Consider the following 17,645-nt stretch of genomic DNA (forward strand, 5'->3'; position numbering starts at 1 on the left):
TGACAAAGCCTGACTGTTTTGGTCGGGAATCACCCCGTACGGGCCATCGAGGTCGAATCCAGGCGAGCGTCGGTCCAGTGCCTGACCCGTTGGTACAGACGCTTCTCGATCCACACGTAGCTGGCCCACGACACCAAGGCGATGGTGGGCACGCAGAACGCAAACACCCAATACGGGTTCAGATGCCAGTGGACGCTGGCCAGCCAACCGGCGTAGAGCACCAGCACGTGCACCAGGTACACCGAATACGAACAGTCGCCCAGGGTCTTTAGCAAGCGGCTGCCACGGAAGTGCGGCTCCATGGCCACGCAAGCCAGGACGATCAGCGCGCTGGGCAAGCCCCAGTGCAACAGCCGGTCGCTGGAATCCAGGTGATAGATCAGCACCGCCGACACGCTGATCACGGCCAGGGGTAGCCACAAGCCCTGGGCGATCCAGCCGCGGCGATAGAGCATGCCGATGCCGATGCCCAGCAGGAACTCGTAGATGATGTTGTTCTGATAGAAGCGGCTGACCACCCCATAGCGGCCGAGCACTTCGCTGACCGCGACCAGGGCGGCGGCGACGATCAGCGAGCGGTAACGCTGCGGCACGGTGAACACCAGCGAGAACAGCAGGTAGAAGAACATCTCGTAGTTGAGTGTCCAGCCCACGTTCAGCGTCGGGTACAGGCCGTAGCCACCGGGATTTTCCGAAGGAATGAACAGCAGCGAGAGGATGAAGTGCGGCAGGTCGATCGCCGCATGAGGCAGCCATTGGCCCAGACTGACCAGCATCAGCCCCATCAAGGCGGTGTACAGCCAATAGGCCGGGACGATGCGAATGACGCGGTTGAGCAGGAAGCGCCCCGCGGGCATCTGCTTGTCCTGGGTCGACAGGTAGATGACCAACCCACTGATGACGAAAAAGATATCAACGCCCACCGCGCCCCGGTCAGTGAAGAACTGACCGATGGGGCCTGCGGCATGGAAGTCGAAGAAAATCTGCATGAAGTGATGGCAGACTACGATCCAGGCGGCCAGGGCCCTTAAAGCTTGAAGCGAAATCAGCATGCGTACCGCCTTTTGAAACGAGAATTCGCGCCCCTTTTCAGGGCATTCCGAGGGGTGGGACTGCAAAAAACTCGAAAAGGTCGCGACACGCGTCAATGACTGACCGGCTGCAAGTTTCTTCCGGGGCCTTGTGCAAGGGACTGGAAAGGCACGAGCCCGGCCTCCCGAACATGAGTGAAATTCATGGCAATCCTTGTGATGATCAAATAGCGCACAGGTTTGCTATCATCCGCCACCTGTCACAGTGTCCGAATTTTCTGAAAGAGTGGTTCCCATGTCCGACCGCAGTGCTCGCCTTCAAGCCCTCCAGCAAGCCCTCAAAGAGCGCATCCTGATTCTCGACGGCGGCATGGGCACGATGATCCAGAGCTACAAGCTCGAGGAAGAGGATTATCGGGGTGAGCGCTTCGCCGATTGGCCAAGCGACGTCAAGGGCAACAACGACCTGTTGCTGCTCAGCCGCCCGGATGTGATCGCCGCCATCGAGAAGGCCTACCTGGACGCGGGCGCCGACATTCTGGAAACCAACACCTTCAATGCCACCCAGGTGTCCCAGGCCGACTATGGCATGGAGTCGCTGGTGTACGAGCTCAACGTTGAAGGTGCGCGGGTGGCCCGGCGCGTCGCCGACGCCAAGACCCTGGAAACCCCGGACAAACCGCGCTTCGTCGCCGGCGTGCTGGGCCCGACCAGTCGCACCTGCTCGCTGTCCCCCGATGTCAACAACCCCGGCTACCGCAACGTCACCTTCGACGAGCTGGTGGAAAACTACACCGAAGCCACCAAAGGCCTGATCGAGGGCGGCGCCGACCTGATCCTGATCGAGACCATCTTCGACACCCTCAACGCCAAGGCGGCGATCTTCGCCGTGCAGGGGGTGTACGAGGAACTGGGCTTCGAGCTGCCGATCATGATTTCCGGGACCATCACCGATGCGTCCGGTCGCACCCTGTCCGGGCAGACCACCGAGGCCTTCTGGAACTCGGTAAGCCATGCCAGGCCGATCTCGGTAGGCCTGAACTGCGCGCTGGGTGCCAGCGAGCTGCGCCCCTACCTGGAAGAGCTGTCGAACAAGGCCGGGACCTACGTTTCGGCGCACCCCAACGCGGGCTTGCCGAACGCCTTTGGCGAATACGACGAGTTGCCTTCGGAAACCGCGAAGATCATCGAAGAGTTTGCCCAGAGCGGCTTTCTCAACATCGTCGGTGGCTGCTGCGGTACCACGCCGGGGCATATCGAAGCCATCGCCAAGGCAGTGGCCGGCTATGCGCCGCGGGCGATCCCGGACATTCCCAAAGCCTGCCGGTTGTCGGGTCTGGAGCCGTTCACCATCGACCGCCAGTCGTTGTTCGTCAACGTCGGCGAGCGCACCAACATCACCGGCTCCGCGCGCTTCGCCCGGCTGATCCGCGAGGACAACTACACCGAGGCCCTGGAAGTCGCCCTGCAGCAGGTGGAAGCCGGCGCGCAGGTGATCGACATCAACATGGACGAGGGCATGCTCGACTCGCAGAAGGCGATGGTCACCTTCCTCAACCTGATCGCTGGCGAGCCGGACATCTCGCGGGTGCCGATCATGATCGACTCCTCCAAGTGGGAAGTGATCGAAGCCGGGCTCAAGTGCATCCAGGGCAAGGGCATCGTCAACTCGATCAGCATGAAGGAAGGCGTGGAGGCCTTCATCCATCACGCCAAGCTGTGCAAGCGCTACGGCGCGGCGGTGGTGGTCATGGCCTTCGACGAGGCTGGCCAGGCCGACACCGAGGCGCGCAAGAAGGAAATCTGCAAGCGCTCCTACGACATTCTGGTCGACCAGGTCGGCTTCCCCCCGGAAGACATCATCTTCGACCCGAACATCTTTGCCGTGGCCACCGGCATCGAAGAACACAACAACTATGCCGTCGACTTCATCAATGCCTGCGCCTACATCCGCGACGAGTTACCCCATGCATTGACCAGCGGCGGCGTGTCGAACGTGTCGTTCTCGTTCCGTGGCAACAATCCGGTGCGCGAGGCGATCCATTCGGTGTTCTTGCTGCATGCCATCCGTAACGGCCTGACCATGGGTATCGTCAACGCCGGCCAGTTGGAGATCTATGACCAGATCCCGGCCGAGCTGCGTGACCGTGTCGAGGACGTGGTGCTCAACCGCACCCCGGAAGGCACCGACGCCCTGCTGGCCATCGCCGACAAGTTCAAGGGCGACGGCAGCGTCAAGGAAGCCGAGACCGAAGAATGGCGCGGCTGGCCGGTCAACCAGCGTCTGGAACATGCGTTGGTCAAGGGCATCACCACGCACATCGTCGAAGACACCGAGGAGTCGCGACAGTCGTTCAAGCGCCCGATCGAGGTCATCGAAGGCCCGTTGATGTCGGGCATGAACATCGTTGGCGACCTGTTCGGCTCGGGCAAGATGTTCCTGCCCCAGGTGGTCAAGTCGGCGCGCGTGATGAAGCAGGCCGTGGCCCACCTGATTCCGTTCATCGAGCTGGAGAAAGGCGACAAGCCCGAAGCCAAGGGCAAGATCCTGATGGCCACGGTGAAAGGCGACGTCCACGATATCGGCAAGAACATCGTTGGCGTGGTGCTGGGCTGCAATGGCTACGACATCGTCGACCTGGGCGTCATGGTACCCGCCGACAAGATCCTGCAGGTCGCCCGCGAGCAGAAGTGCGACATCATCGGCCTGTCCGGCCTGATCACCCCTTCGCTCGACGAGATGGTTCACGTTGCCCGGGAAATGCAGCGTCAAGACTTCCACCTGCCGCTGATGATCGGTGGGGCCACCACCTCCAAGGCGCACACGGCGGTGAAGATCGAGCCCAAGTACAGCAATGACGCGGTCATCTATGTGACCGACGCCTCGCGGGCGGTGGGGGTTGCCACCCAGTTGCTGTCCAAGGAACTCAAGCCGGCGTTCGTCGAGAAGACTCGCCTGGAATACATCGAGGTTCGCGAGCGTACGGCCAACCGCAGTGCGCGCACCGAGCGCTTGAGCTATACCAACGCCATCGCGGCCAAGGCCACCTTCGACTGGAGTACCTACCACCCCGTGCAGCCGACCTTTACCGGCGCCAGGGTACTGGATGACATCGACCTCAACGTACTGGCCGAGTACATCGACTGGACACCGTTTTTCATATCCTGGGACCTGGCCGGCAAGTACCCGCGCATTCTCACCGACGAGGTGGTGGGTGAAGCGGCCACCGCGTTGTTCGAGGACGCGAAGGTGATGCTGCGCAAGCTGATCGACGAGAAACTCATCCGCGCCCGCGCGGTGTTCGGTTTCTGGCCCGCCAACCAGGTGGAACACGACGATATCGAAGTGTATGGCGACGATGGCCAGCCGCTGGCGCGCCTGCATCACCTGCGCCAACAGACCATCAAGACCGATGGCAAGCCGAACTTTTCCCTGGCCGACTTCGTCGCACCCAGGGACAGTGGCGTGACCGACTACGTGGGGGGCTTCATTACCACCGCTGGCATCGGCGCCGAAGAAGTCGCCAAGGCCTATCAGGACAACGGCGACGACTACAACTCGATCATGGTCAAGGCCTTGGCCGACCGCCTGGCCGAGGCCTGCGCCGAATGGCTGCACCAGCAGGTGCGCAAGGAGCACTGGGGCTACGACCCCGAAGAGACACTGGACAACGAGGCGTTGATCAAGGAGCAGTACAAAGGCATCCGCCCTGCCCCTGGCTACCCCGCGTGCCCGGACCATACCGAGAAAGGCACGCTGTTCGACCTGCTCGATGACAACGGGCAAAGCGGCGTGACCCTGACCGAGCACTACGCGATGTTCCCCGCGGCTGCGGTCAGCGGCTGGTACTTCGCCCACCCACAGGCGCAGTACTTTGCCGTGGGCAAGGTCGATCGCGATCAGGTGCAGGCCTACACCGAACGCAAGCAACAGGAGCTGGCAGTCAGCGAACGCTGGCTGGCGCCGAACCTGGGTTATGACAACTAACGCAGATTCCGTGGCGGGTACGGGTTCAGCCGCGACTGAACCAGTACACCGCCGTCGCCACGATCACAACGATCATGAAGCCTATGGCCCAGGCATCGACATGGCTGTCGCTTTTGCGAATCTTCACGGAATTGCTCATCAGCTTCGTCTCTTGTGATTTTTGTAGGACGCTGGTTCCAGTAAAGCCCAATGATGGCCTTTTCACAAGTAGGGTCAATGCCTCACCAGGCGCAACCGAACACCCTCTTGAGTTCTTCGACGGCTGCCTGGCTCAAGGGCGCAGGTCGTGGCTCGGTCATCAGCCACAGCCGGGCGGTTTCCTCCAGCTCTTCCAATGCATGGCTGGCCTTTGACACCGAGCTTTCCCAGACAACCGGGCCCAGCCGTTCCAGCATGACCCCCCTTACCTGATCAGCCAGTGCGGCAACTTGCGTCGCCACGTCGGGCGAGCCTGGACGCTGGTACTGGATCAACGGGATGCGGCCCACCTTCATGACCTGATAAGGCGTGAGCGGCGGCAAGATGTCCTGCGCGCTCCACACCCCAGCCAAAGTGAGGGCCACCAGATGAGTGGAGTGGGTGTGGACCACGCCGTTGACTCCTGGGTTTCGGTCGTAAACTTGCCGGTGCAGGGCCAGGGTCTTGGAAGGTTTGTCACCGCTGACCCATTCACCCGCCGTGGTGACCTTGGCAATGGCGTGGGGCTGCAGCCTTCCGAGACAAGCATCGGTAGGAGTGATCAGCCAACCGTCGTCAAGGCGTGCACTGATGTTGCCGGCGCTGCCGACGGTATACCCACGCCCGAACAGGCTCAGGCCGACTTCACAGATTTCTTCGCGCAGGTCGTTTTCATTTCTCACGAAAAATCTCCCGCCAGGCAAGCCAGCGCCTTGGCAAAAAAGTCCACGCTGCCAAAGTTGCCTGACTTGAGCGTCAGCGCAAGCGCATTGGAGCCGCCAAAGGCTACGGTAGCCGGCACGCCAGGATCGATCTGCCGGCCGATACGCAAGCCTTTGACGCGCAACGCCTGCACCACCGAACCGGAAGTTTCCCCGCCCGCGATGACGAACCGGCGCCAGCCCTTGCCTTGCAGTTGTGTCGCGACCTCGCCCAGCGCCGCTTCGATCATGGCGCCTGCGTGTTCGGCACCCAACTCCCGTTGCACGGCAGCCACTCGCTCGGGGCTGCTGGTGGCGTAGATCAGCACCGCTTGGTCACGGTCGGCGAACGCTACAGCCTGGGCTACGACCGGTTCGCCTCGTGCGATTGCAAGTGGGTCGATGCGAAAGGCCGGGCGACCTGCTTCCAGCCAGGCAGCGACCTGCCCGTTGGTAGCCTTGGAGGTACTGCCTGCCAACACCACGGCACGGCCTTCGATGACCGGCATGGCGGATGCGTCGCCTGTGCGCAACAGGCCCTGGCGGCGGAAGTTCTCCGGCAGGCCCTGAGCGACGCCCGAGCCGCCGGTGATCAACGCCAGCCCGGCGCAGGCACGCCCCAGCGTCTGTAGATCGTCGTCACTCACGGCATCGGCAATGGCCACGCGCACGCCTTCGGCTCGCAGTTCGTCCATACGCATGGCCACCGCAGAGGCGCCCTGCCCAACCACGTCGTAGCGCAGCAGACCCACCGCGCCGGTGGTCTGCTCGTCCAGCACGCGGACCAGGTTGGCATCTTTCATCGGTGTGAGCGGGTGGTGCTGCATGCCGCATTCATTGAGCAGGCTGTCCTGAACGAACAGATGACCGCGGAACAGGGTGCGGCCGGTCTCCGGGAACGCCGGACAGGCGATGGTGAAATCGCTGCCGAGGGCTTCCAGGAGTGCCTCGGTGACCGGGCCAATGTTGCCCGCTGCGGTCGAATCGAACGTCGAGCAGTATTTGAAGAAGAACTGTTGGCAGCCACGCTCGCGCAGCCACGCCAGCGCCCGCAACGATTCGGCTACGGCGCTGGCCGCCGACGTGGTACGGGATTTTAGAGCAATGACGATGGCATCCGCCTCGGCGAACTCGGCCAGATCACTGTCTGGAACGCCAATCGATTGCACCGTGCGCATGCCGCCGCGCACCAGGATGTTGGCGAGATCGGTAGCACCGGTGAAGTCGTCGGCAATGCAGCCGAGCAGCGGGCGATGGACAGCGGTCATGAGTGGCATCTCCTGCACAGGTCACCGTGGCGGGCACGGCGCATGTTAATTATTGGTTCATCTGAGCGATTCAATGACCCAATACTACAAGCGAAAGCAAGCTTAGTGTTAATCCATGTTAAATAAATTGACCTTAATGTGAAAGCCGCACTATCGTGCTGTCACTCGGGAGCTACGAATCCATAACAAATATTGTTCATCCGGTGGTCGCTGCCGATTTTCCCTTCACCGAGGACGAACCATGAATTTCGAATTGCTGTTCGCTGCACAAGCCGGCCAGGCCGTACGTTACGCACTCACCGGCGCCAAGGGTGGTTTCTCGCGCACCTTGCTGGCCCAGACGCAACTGATGCCCAACCTGGTCCCCGCCGTTCTGTGCGACCTGGACGTGCCCGGCCTGCATGGGTTGTGCGTCGAACTAGGCTTTGCCGCAGAACAGCTGTACATCTGCAAGGATGCGGCGGCGGTTGCCAGCGCACCGTCCGATGCCATTGTGCTGGTCGCCGACGTCGCCCTGCTGCAGGCTGCCCGCTACGACATCCTGGTGGAAGCCACCGGCAACCCCGCGATTGGCTACCAGGTCGCCCGGCGCGCCATCGAGGACGGTCGTCACGTCGCCATGGTCAGCAAGGAAGTGGACTCGGTTGCGGGTATCGCCCTGTCCCGCCTTGCCGCACAACACGATGTGGTCTACACCACCGCCGACGGCGATCAGCCGGCCAACCTGATCGGCTGGGTCAGCTGGGCGCGTGTGCTCAAGCTGGACATCGTCGCAGCGGGCAAGTCCAGTGAATACGATCTGGTGTTCAACCCCGAGGACGGCAGCATCACCCAGCTTGATACCACCATTTCCACGCCAGCCATGGGCGAATTGCTGCGCCTGGGCGATGACATTCCAGCCACCCTTGCAGCACGCCGCGCCGCCTTGAATGGCCTGAAGACGTCCGCCACCGCCGACTATTGCGAAATGTCGGTGGTGGCTACCAACACCGGCCTGGTGCCGGACGTGGAACTGCTGCACTACCCGATTGCTCGTACCAGCGAACTGGCCGACATCTACGCCTTGCGCGAAGACGGTGGTGTGCTGGGTCGCAGCGGCGTGATCGAGGTGTTCAACGTGCTGCGTCTACCCGACGAGGCGAGCTTTGCCGGGGGTGTGTTCGTGATCATCCGCACCCACGACAAACCGACCTGGGAATTGCTCGCGCAGAAAGGCCACGTGGTCAGCCGCAACGGACGCTACGCCTGCCTGTACCTGCCCTACCACTTCATGGGTGTGGAAACGCCGATCACCCTGCTCAACGCTGTGCTGCACAAACGTGCGTCGGGCACCGACAAACCGAGCCAGTCGACCATTCTGGCCGGACGCGCCACGATCGATATCGCCGCAGGCACCGTGCTGAAAATGGGTGGCCACCACCACGACGTCACCGGTGTGCAGGCCGTGCTGATCGGGCGTTCGGATGCCCCCGACGATATCGCTCCGTTGTACCTGGCAGCCCACGCCACCGCCGCGCGGGACATCAAAGCCGGCGAGTTGCTGCTGATGAGTGACATCGGGCAGTACAACGATGAACTGCACCGCGCCTGGCAGACCGGCCTGCAATCGGCCTGATCGCACAGCGGCTTTCAGCCGATACCGGTGCCCGACACGGGCACCGACGTCCACTTCACAGGTTCCATAAAAACATGAATAGCGAACTGCTGATTTTCGCGATGGCCGCCGGCGCCATCGTGGTGTTGATCCTGCTCATCACCAAGCTCAAGCTCAACCCGTTCCTGGCCCTGACCCTTACCGCGATCGGCCTTGGCCTGCTCAGTGGTGCGGGCGCCGGCGAGACCATCGACAGCTTCGCCAAGGGCTTCGGCTCGGCGCTGGCCAAGACCGGCCCGGTGATCGGCCTGGGTACGCTGCTGGGCGGTATCCTGCTGGGCTCGGGCGGCGCCGACCGCATCGCCAATGCCTTTATCGGCCAGCGTCCGGTGCAGTACGCGCCCTGGGCGATCTGCGCCGCCGCGTTGCTGATCGGCATGCCGCACCTGTTCGACGTCAGCTTCATCATGCTGGCCCCGCTGGTCTATACGGTGGCAAAGCGCACCAATAGCCATCTGCTTTACATAGGTCTGCCCCTGGCCGCCGGCCTGTACGTGTCTCACGGTCTGCTGCCGCCGCACCCGGCCCCGACGCTGGCGGTCGCAGCGTTCCATGCCAATACCGGACTGACCATCTTTTATGGCCTGCTGATCGCCGTGCCCACGGCGATCATCTGCGGCCCGATCTTCACCCGCCTGATCAGCCCCTGGTTCGGCCCGGCGCCCGACCTCAGCGCAGGCCCAGTGGGCGCGCGGGAAGTCAGCCCGGATCAAAACCAGGTGTCGCTGCTGTCATCGATCATCGCCGTGCTGCTGCCGCCCGGCCTGATGCTGGTCGGCACCCTGGGCTTGGCCTTCAGCTTCAAGGGCTCGATGGCCTACGGGGTATTCAACGCCCTGAACAACCCGATCCTGTCGTTGTTGATCGCGGTCATCTTTGCCTTCTTCGCCTTGGGCCTGCGTGCCGGGTTCAACCTGGGCCAGGTGCAGAAGATGGCCAGCCAGGGCCTGGCACCGCTGGGCGCGATCGTGATGATTCTGGGCGCTGGCGGTGGCTTCAAGGAAATGCTCACTACCATTCACCTGGATGCACTGATCACTCACCATGCTTCTGGCTGGGCGGTCAATCCGCTGATTCTAAGCTGGGGTATCGCGGCACTGCTGCGCATCTGCGTCGGTTCTGCGACAGTCGCCACCGTCGCTGCCACCGGGATCGTCGCGCCCCTGGCACTAGCCTATCCGGGCCTGTCACCGGAGCTGTTGGTACTGGCCACCGCCTCGGGTGCCGTGATGCTCTCCCACGTCAATGACTCGGGTTTCTGGCTGTTCAAGGAGTACTTCCAACTCAGTGTGGCTCAGACCTTCCGCACCTGGACCCTGATGCTGTGCCTGCAATCAGTGATCGGTTTGATCGGCGTTCTATTGATCGAAGCGGTGATTCGCTAAGATGGCCGCCTGACCATCTGCCTGCACGCCCCGGAGCCTGAATGCCCACCGACGAGGACCTCGCCATCACTGGCGCCGCACCGATGATTCCCGACCAGCGCCGGGAACAGATCCTGCGCCAGTTGCGCAAGCACCAGGTGCTCAGCGTGCACCAACTGACGGAAATGTTCGATTGCTCGCACATGACCGTGCGCCGCGATATCAGTGTGTTGGAGCAGGAAGGCCGCGCCTACTCGGTGCCCGGTGGCGTGCGCATTGCCAGCCAGTTGCACAGCGAACCCAGCCATCAGTCCAAGGCGGTCGCCGAGCAGCCGCAGAAACAGGCGATGGCAAGGCTCGCCGCAGGTTTGTTACACGATGACATGACGGTGTATCTGGATGCTGGCACTAGCACACTGGAGGTTGTTCCGCATATCGCGGCCCTCTCGGGCATGACCGTGGTGACCAACGACTTCGGCATCGTTCATGCTCTGGCCGAAGCGCTACATGTGGACGTGATTCATACCGGCGGCCTGCTCGACCATCCCAACCGCTCGTGCGTGGGTGGTTTGGCAGTGGCCACATTGCGCCAGCTGGCGACCGATATTGCATTCATGTCCACCAGTTCCTGGGACCTGCAACGGGGCATCACCACGCCTTCGGCGCTCAAGGTCGAGGTCAAGCAGGTGGCGATGCAGTCGGCGTCTCAGCGGGTGCTCATCACCAGCAGTTCCAAATACGGTACGTTCGGGATGTACAAGATCGCCGGGCTCGAGCAGTTCGATGTGGTCATCAGCGACAGCGAGTTGACTGACGTGGCAGCCGAGGCGATCCGCAAGCTGGGCGTGGAAGTACTGTTGGCCCAAGAGTGACGATACGGGTAGATGGAACTCCACTGCCTGACAGCGGCCACAATTGCACACAATTCCTGCGGGAAGTACCTGCCATGAACGACACCTTCGATCTGAACCGCTTCATCGACGCCCAACGCGCGGTGTACTCCGATGTCCTCGAAGAATTGCGCAGCGGCCGCAAGCGCACTCACTGGATGTGGTTCGTCTTTCCCCAACTGGCGGGCCTGGGGCGGAGCGAGACGGCGCGTTTCTATGCGATCAGCGGCGCTGCCGAAGCAGTGGCCTATCTGCACGATCCGTTACTGGGCGCTCGGCTTCTGGAGTGCACACGGACCGTGCTCGAGCATTCGGGCAAGAGCGTGACAGCCATGTTCGGCAGTCCCGATGATATGAAACTGCGTTCATGCATGACCTTGTTTGCCAGCGTCGCACCTGAGCAGGCGTGCTTCCAGCAAGTGCTCGACCGGTTCTTCAACGGTGAGCCCGACGAGAAAACCGTTGCGCTGCTGGAACAGCCCCTGTAGCAGCGGCGCGAGCCGCGTCATGGCCAGTGTGGTGTGCCAGACGCAGCGCGGCGAACCCGGACGCGGCTTGCGCCGCTGCTACAGGGATTCGTGCAAGCCGCGCCATCTCCGATGACGCGGCTTGCGTTGTGGTTGTAGCAGCGTCGCGTTGTGTCGAAGAGTTGCAAATAATCGATAGCCTGCTTTGCTTTAACCAACGTTCCCTGTCCGAGGGGACCTCAAGCGCACGCCTGCGAACGAGCCCATGACCGAGTCTGCCCACCCTACCCCTTCGTCGTCCATCAACCTGCAAATCATCTCCATCGTCTTCTACACCTTCATTGCCTTCATCTCCATCGGGCTGCCGATTGCCGTGTTGCCGGGTTACGTTCACGATCAGCTGGGCTTCAGCGCCGTAGCGGCTGGCGTGGTGATCGGCGCGCAGTACCTGGCCACCCTGCTCAGCCGCCCGAGTGCCGGGCGTATGGCCGATGCCCTGGGCACCAAACGCACCATCGTCTACGGCTTGATCGGTATCGGTATCAGTGGCGCGCTGACCTTCGTATCCGTGTTCCTGCACAGCGCGCCGCAGTGGAGCCTGGGGGTGTTGATCGCCGGGCGTGTGGTCCTCGGCCTGTCCCAGGGTGCGATCGGCGTGGGCACCAGCAGCTGGGGCATCAGCCGCGTCGGCGCCGAGCACATGGCCAAGGTGATTTCCTGGAATGGCATCGCCTCCTATGGCGCAATCGCCATCGGCGCGCCGCTGGGCGTGCTGATGGTGGGGTTCGCCGGCTTCTGGACCTTGGGCATCGCCCTGATGCTATTGAGCGCGCTGGCGCTGTGGATGATCCACGATACGCCTGCCGCGCCCGTGGTGCGTGGCGAACGCATGCCGTTCTGGGCGGCCTTCGGCCGGGTCGCACCGCACGGGATGAGCCTGATGCTGGCGTCGATCGGCTACGGCACCCTCACCACGTTCATCACCCTCTACTACGTGGAGCGCGGCTGGGAAGGCGCGGCCTGGTGCCTGACCGCCTTCGGCATCAGCTTCATCGCGGCGCGCCTGGTGTTCATCAACAGCATCAATCACCTGGGCGGTTCGACGGTGGCCATGGCCTGTATCGCCACGGAGGTGGTCGGGTTGAGCCTGCTCTGGCTGGCGCCCTCGCCGACCTTCACGCTCGCGGGTGCAGCGCTGGCCGGCTTGGGGTTGTCGCTGGTCTATCCTGCGCTGGGGGTGCTGGCCATCCACAAGGTACCGGGCACCAGCCGCGGTGCAGGCTTGAGCGCCTTCGCGGTGTTCTTCGATCTGGCCCTGGCGATTGCCGGACCGGTGATGGGCGCAGTAGCGGCCGGGTTCGGCTATGGATCGATTTTCGCTCTGGCCGCCGGGCTGTCCCTCGCGGCACTGGGGCTCACTGCGTGGCTGTCGCGCCAGGATCAGTGATCGGCGGTCTGCAGGCCCGCGCGTGAAGGCCGACCCAGGGTGTGAGTGAAGAACTTGCCGGCTTCGTGGATCAGGTCGCGGTGGATACCTTCACGGTCCACGCCGTCGGCATCGGTACACAGGGCCGGCGAAGCGTCACGTTGCTCGTCCGTGCATGGCGCCATGAACACAAAGTGACCGGCGCCGGGGAGCAGTCGATAGTCCGTGTTTCCCGGCAGCTTGCGCGCCAGCGCCTCGGCATTCTTGTCGATGGCCACCAATTGATCGTTGTCGCCGCTGTAGATCAGGGTTGGCAAATGGACTTCAGCCAGGGTCTGGCGACCGAACATCAGGCTCAACGGCGCCATCAACAACAGCGCGCGTACCCGTGGGTCGGCTTCGGGGTTCAGGTCGTCGCGGTCGGCTTCCAGTTCACCACGGGTCTGGCAGGCATCGGCGTCGTAGGGCCGCTCTTCGCAGTACTTGCGCAAGCGCTGCAGGTCGGGGCGCGCGCCGGAGAGGATCAATGCCGTCTCGCCACCTGCGGAATAGCCGATCACCCCAACCGCGTTGGCATTGACGAAAGGCGACAACATCGAATCGCCCAACGCTGCGCTGATCGCCTGGGAGATCTGCAGTGGCCGCCCGTACAGATTGCTGAGCTTGCCCAAACGGCTGTGATCCTGGGCGTTGTCACCCGGATGGACCACCGCCACCACCACGAAGCCCTTGCGCGTCAGTGCAGTGATCAGATCGTGCAAGGCCAAGGGGGTGCCGGTGTTGCCGTGGGACAGCATCAGCAGCGGGAAGCGACCGATGGCGATCGGGGCATCCTGCTGCGCGTCGATGCTGTAGCCGCCCAATCGCGCCGGATGCGTACGTCCCTGGGTGGGGTAGAAGGCATAGGCTTGCATGGGCTGGTCGTCGAGCGGGTCGTTGAAGGTCAGCAGGTGATAACCCACGTTCCAGCGGGCATGGGGAAGCGCTTGAGCCTGCACCGAAAACAGGCTCAACAGCAGCAGAAAAACCAATACTGCACAACGACGGACCATCGCGGCGCTCTTCCTTGGCAAAACCTTGGGGGTAGGTTCTGACACAGCATAGGATGGGCCAAGTCACACGCCGGTTCCGTGAAATATTACGCAGGCGCGGCTGAAAACCCTCCACTGACCGCAACCAGGGTCTGATCGGCTGAACCCTCGTCCGTGGTCCGGCTCTATGAAGGTGCCCCTGAAGTGTTGCCGGCCATCGCTCACAAAGCCTTGGCTGCGCTTCGCCCCCATGAAAAGGATTCCAGCATGAACACTCGAAAGGCCCTTGCCACGCGCACCTCGTTGACGTGCCTTGCCGCCCTCGCCATCGCGGGCTGCGCCGGCAATAACAGCGCATCCAAGGTGGACGCGCCCGGCGTGCCGGCCACGGCGCTGACCAAGACCCTGGACGCTGGCGCCAACGCGCTGCAGTCGCGCCCACCCATCGATGAGTTGAACGCCTACCTGGACGGCTTTCACTTCTACAATGGACACCCCGGCGCGCAGATGGAAGCCCATCACTATTGCGCCATCCTCAATGAAGAAGTGATTCAGTGCGTCATTTATGACGGTAACGTCAAGGATGCAAAACTGATGGGCGTCGAATACATCATCAGCGCCGGGCTCTTCGCCAAACTGCCCACGGCCGAGAAAGCGTTGTGGCACAGCCACGTCCACGAAGTGAAGTCTGGCCAACTGATAGCGCCGGGCATTCCCGCGCCGGCCGAACATGCCCTGATGGAAAAACTGGTGAACACCTACGGCAAGACCTGGCATACCTGGCACACCGATCTGGACAAGCAGCTGCCCTTGGGCGTACCGCAACTGATGATGGGTTTCACCGCTGATGGGCGGATCGATCCGGCGCTGGTGCGCGAGCGCGACAAACGCTTTGGTGTCGACAGCGACAGCAAGAAAGCGGCCCGCGCCGATATTCCCGCGCCGGCGATAGACCCAGGCGCCGACGCTTGGAGCAAGGGTCGCGTCATCCAGATCCAGGACCCCACCGGCAGTCGTCACGCGCATTGAGCCTGCAAGTGCAGGCCGTGGCGTCAGAACGTGATACCCAGGTGCTGTCCGGCAAAAATGACCTGATCGAACCAGAACGCCTGGTGAAGCGCGACGATCAGCCAGAACACCAGTTGATAGGACACCTTGCGCGTCTTGTGCCGGAACAGTTGCTGGGCGAGCAGCGCACCCGGCCAGCCGCCAAGCAGCTCGACGCCGTGCAGCAGTCTTTCCGGAATGCGCTGGCCCTGCACCGTGGCGCGGCGCTTGTCATGCCAGTACAACCCGGCCGCAAGCAGACTCATCAGGGCATAGACTGCCAGCAGCGCCGGGTGCCCGGCCAGTGCCAGGCGCAATACGCCCAGGAACGGCAACAGGCACAGCAGGATGAAGGCCGTAAGTTTCAGCGCCAGGAATCGCACGGGACGCTGCTGCCCGCCGCGCAGCGGTGACGGCGCCCGGCGCGACGCCGGTTCAGCCCTGCGCACTGGACCAGTCGATCCAGCCGAACTGCCAGGTGGCCAGGATGATCAGGCCGAAGGCGATGCGGTACCAGGCGAACACCGCGTAGCTATGGGTGGCGATGAACTTGAGCAGGCCGCGCACTGCGATCATCGCGAAGATGAACGAGACTACGAAGCCCAGCGCAAACACCGGGAAGTCCGCTGGCTGAAACAGATGGTGAAACTTGTAGCCGGAGTACACCGCGGCGCCGACCATGGTCGGCATGGCCAGGAAAAACGAGAACTCGGTGGCCGTCTTGCGCGACAGACCGAACAGCAGGCCGCCGATGATGGTCGAGCCAGAGCGCGAAGTGCCGGGAATCATCGCCAGGCATTGGGCAAAGCCGACCTTGAGCGCATCGCTCCAGTGCATGTCATCGACGTGGTGAACCCGCACGGCATGTTCGCGCTTCTCGGCCCAGAGCATGACGAAGCCGCCAAGCACCAGCGCCACGGCCACGGTGATGGGGTTGAACAGGTATTCGTGGATCTTGTCGGCGAATATCACCCCCAGCACCACTGCAGGCAGAAAGCCGATCAGCAGGTTGATGGTGAAGCGCTGCGCATTGCGCTGGGTCGGCAAGCCGGTGACGACTTCGAGGATCTTGCGGCGGAACTCCCACACCACGGCCAGTATCGCACCCAGCTGGATGATGATATTGAAAGCCATCGCCCGCTCGCCTCCGAAGCCGATCAGGTCGGCCACGATGATCTGGTGGCCCGTGCTGGAGATGGGCAGGAACTCGGTCAAGCCTTCCACGATGCCCAGAATCAACGCCTGCATGGCGGTCCAAAAATCCATCATTCCCCCAATTGGACGCGCGCCTGGCGCGGTCCTGTCTGTTTAATAGAACTCATTGCCGTCGGGCCCCGCGATGCTATCAGAGCAGGTCGTGCAAATCCGCATGCCGGGGCCGTCGAGCGTTGATTGAGTTGAAGTTTCATCTTTACGGCAGGTCCACGGCACGCAACGCGCGCCGCGAGTGTGGCGCAGGTTACAATCCCGGCCTTCGATGCATTGCATGCACCTGCCAGGGATTGTCCATGTCGCCTTTGGAATTGTTCGCCGCCACGCTGGGCGTGATTGCGGTGTGGTTGACCGTCAAGCAGAATTGGCTGTGCTGGCCGATCGGCCTGGTCATGGTACTGATCTATTCGTATGTGTTTTATGACTACAAGCTGTACTCCAACATGCTGTTGCAGGTGGTGTACGCGGGCGTGCAGGTGTACGGGTGGTGGCACTGGACCCGTGGTGCATCGACGGCCAATGGTCGACCGGTCACGCGCCTGGCACCAGCGCCGCTGCTCGGCGGTTTGCTCATCGGCCTGGTTGCAGGGCTTGCGCTGGGAGCGGCGATGGCCACCTGGAGCGACGCCAGCCAGCCGTGGCTGGACGCCCTGCTGACCGGCTTCAGCCTGGTCGCACAGTGGTGGATGGCCACCAAGCGCGAGCAGTGCTGGCCGCTGTGGATCGTCCTCGATGCGATTTTCGTCGGCTTGTTCGTGCATCAGGCGCTGTACCTGACGGCAGGGTTGTACGCACTGTTCCTGCTGCTGGCCATTCATGGCTGGCACCAGTGGCGCAAGAGCGTGGCGGTGGCCGCATGAAGGTCGTGGTGCTGTGCGGGCCCGAATCGTCGGGCAAGAGCTGGCTGGCCGAACGCATGCGGGTGCAACTGGGTGCGGTGGTGGTGGGCGAATACGTGCGCCACTTCATCGACCGCGAACAGCGTGATACCTGCTACGCCGACATCGACGCCATCGCTCGCGGCCAATTGGCCTGGGAAGATGCCGCCCGCCGCGCGCAACCGGCGTTGCTGGTGCTCGACACCCACTTGCTGAGCAATATGCTCTGGAGTAAGACCTTGTTCGGCAACTGCCCGGCGTGGCTGGAAACGGCGCTGCTGCAACGGCACTACGACGCGCATTTGCTGCTCTCGCCAGAGGGCGTGGAATGGACTGCCGATGGCCAGCGCTGTCAACCCGAGCTGTCCCAGCGCCAGGCCTTCTTTGCCCAAAGCCGGGCCTGGCTGCTGGCCCACGCGCTGCCTTGCACCGTCATCAGCGGAGATTGGCAAGCGCGTGAAACACAGGTGCTGGCGAGCATTCGGCATGTTCTGGATCAACCCTAGCGTGC

The 17,645-nt window shown here is 62.6% G+C and carries 15 protein-coding genes; 9 read left to right on the forward strand and 6 right to left on the reverse strand.

Annotated elements, in window-relative coordinates; all coding sequences use genetic code 11:
- Positions 1-29: 29 nt before the first annotated feature.
- Positions 30-1,052 carry an acyltransferase family protein gene (locus IFU31_RS00715; protein WP_192102008.1) on the reverse strand — a complete coding sequence of 341 codons (1,023 nt, stop codon included), beginning with the start codon at positions 1,050-1,052 and terminating at the stop codon, positions 30-32.
- Positions 1,053-1,326: 274 nt separating this feature from the next.
- Between IFU31_RS00715 and metH the strand changes: the two genes are divergently transcribed.
- Positions 1,327-5,019, forward strand: a complete 3,693-nt coding sequence (metH, locus tag IFU31_RS00720; protein ID WP_192102009.1) for a methionine synthase — start codon at positions 1,327-1,329, stop codon at positions 5,017-5,019.
- 221 nt (positions 5,020-5,240) lie between these two features.
- On the opposite strand, the gene otnC is transcribed toward metH, so the two are convergent.
- Positions 5,241-5,879, reverse strand: coding sequence for a 3-oxo-tetronate 4-phosphate decarboxylase (gene otnC / locus IFU31_RS00725; RefSeq protein ID WP_185793346.1), 639 nt, complete (start codon positions 5,877-5,879; stop codon positions 5,241-5,243).
- Positions 5,876-7,165: a 3-oxo-tetronate kinase gene (gene otnK / locus IFU31_RS00730; protein ID WP_192102010.1), complete on the reverse strand. Its 1,290-nt coding sequence runs from the start codon at positions 7,163-7,165 to the stop codon at positions 5,876-5,878. Before otnK ends, otnC begins: the two co-directional genes overlap by 4 nt.
- A 241-nt stretch (positions 7,166-7,406) precedes the next feature.
- Between otnK and IFU31_RS00735 the strand changes: the two genes are divergently transcribed.
- From IFU31_RS00735 to IFU31_RS00755, 5 genes are all read left to right on the forward strand, one after another.
- Positions 7,407-8,780, forward strand: a complete 1,374-nt coding sequence (locus IFU31_RS00735; RefSeq protein ID WP_192057092.1) for a homoserine dehydrogenase — start codon at positions 7,407-7,409, stop codon at positions 8,778-8,780.
- Between the two features lie 74 nt (positions 8,781-8,854).
- Positions 8,855-10,204, forward strand: a complete 1,350-nt coding sequence (locus IFU31_RS00740) for a GntT/GntP/DsdX family permease (RefSeq protein WP_192102011.1) — start codon at positions 8,855-8,857, stop codon at positions 10,202-10,204.
- 41 nt (positions 10,205-10,245) lie between these two features.
- On the forward strand, positions 10,246-11,055 hold the full coding sequence (locus IFU31_RS00745) for a DeoR/GlpR family DNA-binding transcription regulator (RefSeq protein ID WP_185793350.1): 810 nt from the start codon (positions 10,246-10,248) through the stop codon (positions 11,053-11,055).
- Positions 11,056-11,129: 74 nt separating this feature from the next.
- Entirely contained in the window at positions 11,130-11,561 is a 432-nt protein-coding gene (locus IFU31_RS00750; protein ID WP_192102012.1) for a DUF1810 domain-containing protein, read from the forward strand.
- A gap of 244 nt (positions 11,562-11,805) precedes the next feature.
- Complete coding sequence (locus IFU31_RS00755) at positions 11,806-12,987, forward strand: MFS transporter (RefSeq protein ID WP_192056063.1); 1,182 nt, start codon at positions 11,806-11,808, stop codon at positions 12,985-12,987.
- Here the strand turns inward: IFU31_RS00755 and IFU31_RS00760 are convergent.
- On the reverse strand, positions 12,981-14,018 hold the full coding sequence (locus tag IFU31_RS00760; protein ID WP_192102013.1) for an alpha/beta hydrolase family protein: 1,038 nt from the start codon (positions 14,016-14,018) through the stop codon (positions 12,981-12,983). The two genes, IFU31_RS00755 and IFU31_RS00760, sit on opposite strands and share 7 nt — an antisense overlap.
- 246 nt (positions 14,019-14,264) lie before the next feature.
- Between IFU31_RS00760 and IFU31_RS00765 the strand changes: the two genes are divergently transcribed.
- Positions 14,265-15,026, forward strand: a complete 762-nt coding sequence (locus IFU31_RS00765) for an OBAP family protein (protein ID WP_192102014.1) — start codon at positions 14,265-14,267, stop codon at positions 15,024-15,026.
- A 23-nt stretch (positions 15,027-15,049) separates the two neighbouring features.
- Here IFU31_RS00765 and IFU31_RS00770 read toward each other — a convergent pair whose 3' ends face one another.
- Together IFU31_RS00770 and IFU31_RS00775 are read right to left on the reverse strand one after the other, a co-directional pair.
- Entirely contained in the window at positions 15,050-15,493 is a 444-nt protein-coding gene (locus IFU31_RS00770; RefSeq protein WP_446731010.1) for a DUF1294 domain-containing protein, read from the reverse strand.
- On the reverse strand, positions 15,480-16,310 hold the full coding sequence (locus tag IFU31_RS00775; protein WP_122478277.1) for an undecaprenyl-diphosphate phosphatase: 831 nt from the start codon (positions 16,308-16,310) through the stop codon (positions 15,480-15,482). The genes IFU31_RS00770 and IFU31_RS00775 overlap by 14 nt, the downstream gene beginning before the upstream one ends.
- A 242-nt stretch (positions 16,311-16,552) precedes the next feature.
- On the opposite strand from IFU31_RS00775, the gene pnuC reads away from it, so the two are divergent.
- Positions 16,553-17,116, forward strand: a complete 564-nt coding sequence (pnuC, locus tag IFU31_RS00780) for a nicotinamide riboside transporter PnuC (protein ID WP_192057097.1) — start codon at positions 16,553-16,555, stop codon at positions 17,114-17,116.
- Positions 17,113-17,640, forward strand: a complete 528-nt coding sequence (locus IFU31_RS00785; protein WP_192102015.1) for an AAA family ATPase — start codon at positions 17,113-17,115, stop codon at positions 17,638-17,640. Before pnuC ends, IFU31_RS00785 begins: the two co-directional genes overlap by 4 nt.
- Positions 17,641-17,645: the final 5 nt, after the last annotated feature.

Origin of the sequence: Pseudomonas sp. CFBP 13602 (assembly GCF_014842725.1) — a bacterium.
In the GTDB taxonomy this organism is placed as follows: domain Bacteria; phylum Pseudomonadota; class Gammaproteobacteria; order Pseudomonadales; family Pseudomonadaceae; genus Aquipseudomonas; species Aquipseudomonas baltica.

Coding starts and splice junctions, on each gene's coding strand:
- IFU31_RS00760 (WP_192102013.1), bottom strand. CDS start 14,018: ATGGTCCGTCGTTGTGCAGTATTGGTTTTTCTGCTGCTGTTGAGCCTG.
- IFU31_RS00775 (WP_122478277.1), bottom strand. CDS start 16,310: ATGGATTTTTGGACCGCCATGCAGGCGTTGATTCTGGGCATCGTGGAA.
- IFU31_RS00740 (WP_192102011.1), top strand. CDS start 8,855: ATGAATAGCGAACTGCTGATTTTCGCGATGGCCGCCGGCGCCATCGTG.
- IFU31_RS00765 (WP_192102014.1), top strand. CDS start 14,265: ATGAACACTCGAAAGGCCCTTGCCACGCGCACCTCGTTGACGTGCCTT.
- IFU31_RS00745 (WP_185793350.1), top strand. CDS start 10,246: ATGCCCACCGACGAGGACCTCGCCATCACTGGCGCCGCACCGATGATT.
- IFU31_RS00755 (WP_192056063.1), top strand. CDS start 11,806: ATGACCGAGTCTGCCCACCCTACCCCTTCGTCGTCCATCAACCTGCAA.
- IFU31_RS00735 (WP_192057092.1), top strand. CDS start 7,407: ATGAATTTCGAATTGCTGTTCGCTGCACAAGCCGGCCAGGCCGTACGT.
- IFU31_RS00750 (WP_192102012.1), top strand. CDS start 11,130: ATGAACGACACCTTCGATCTGAACCGCTTCATCGACGCCCAACGCGCG.
- metH (WP_192102009.1), top strand. CDS start 1,327: ATGTCCGACCGCAGTGCTCGCCTTCAAGCCCTCCAGCAAGCCCTCAAA.
- IFU31_RS00715 (WP_192102008.1), bottom strand. CDS start 1,052: ATGCTGATTTCGCTTCAAGCTTTAAGGGCCCTGGCCGCCTGGATCGTA.
- otnK (WP_192102010.1), bottom strand. CDS start 7,165: ATGACCGCTGTCCATCGCCCGCTGCTCGGCTGCATTGCCGACGACTTC.
- IFU31_RS00785 (WP_192102015.1), top strand. CDS start 17,113: ATGAAGGTCGTGGTGCTGTGCGGGCCCGAATCGTCGGGCAAGAGCTGG.
- pnuC (WP_192057097.1), top strand. CDS start 16,553: ATGTCGCCTTTGGAATTGTTCGCCGCCACGCTGGGCGTGATTGCGGTG.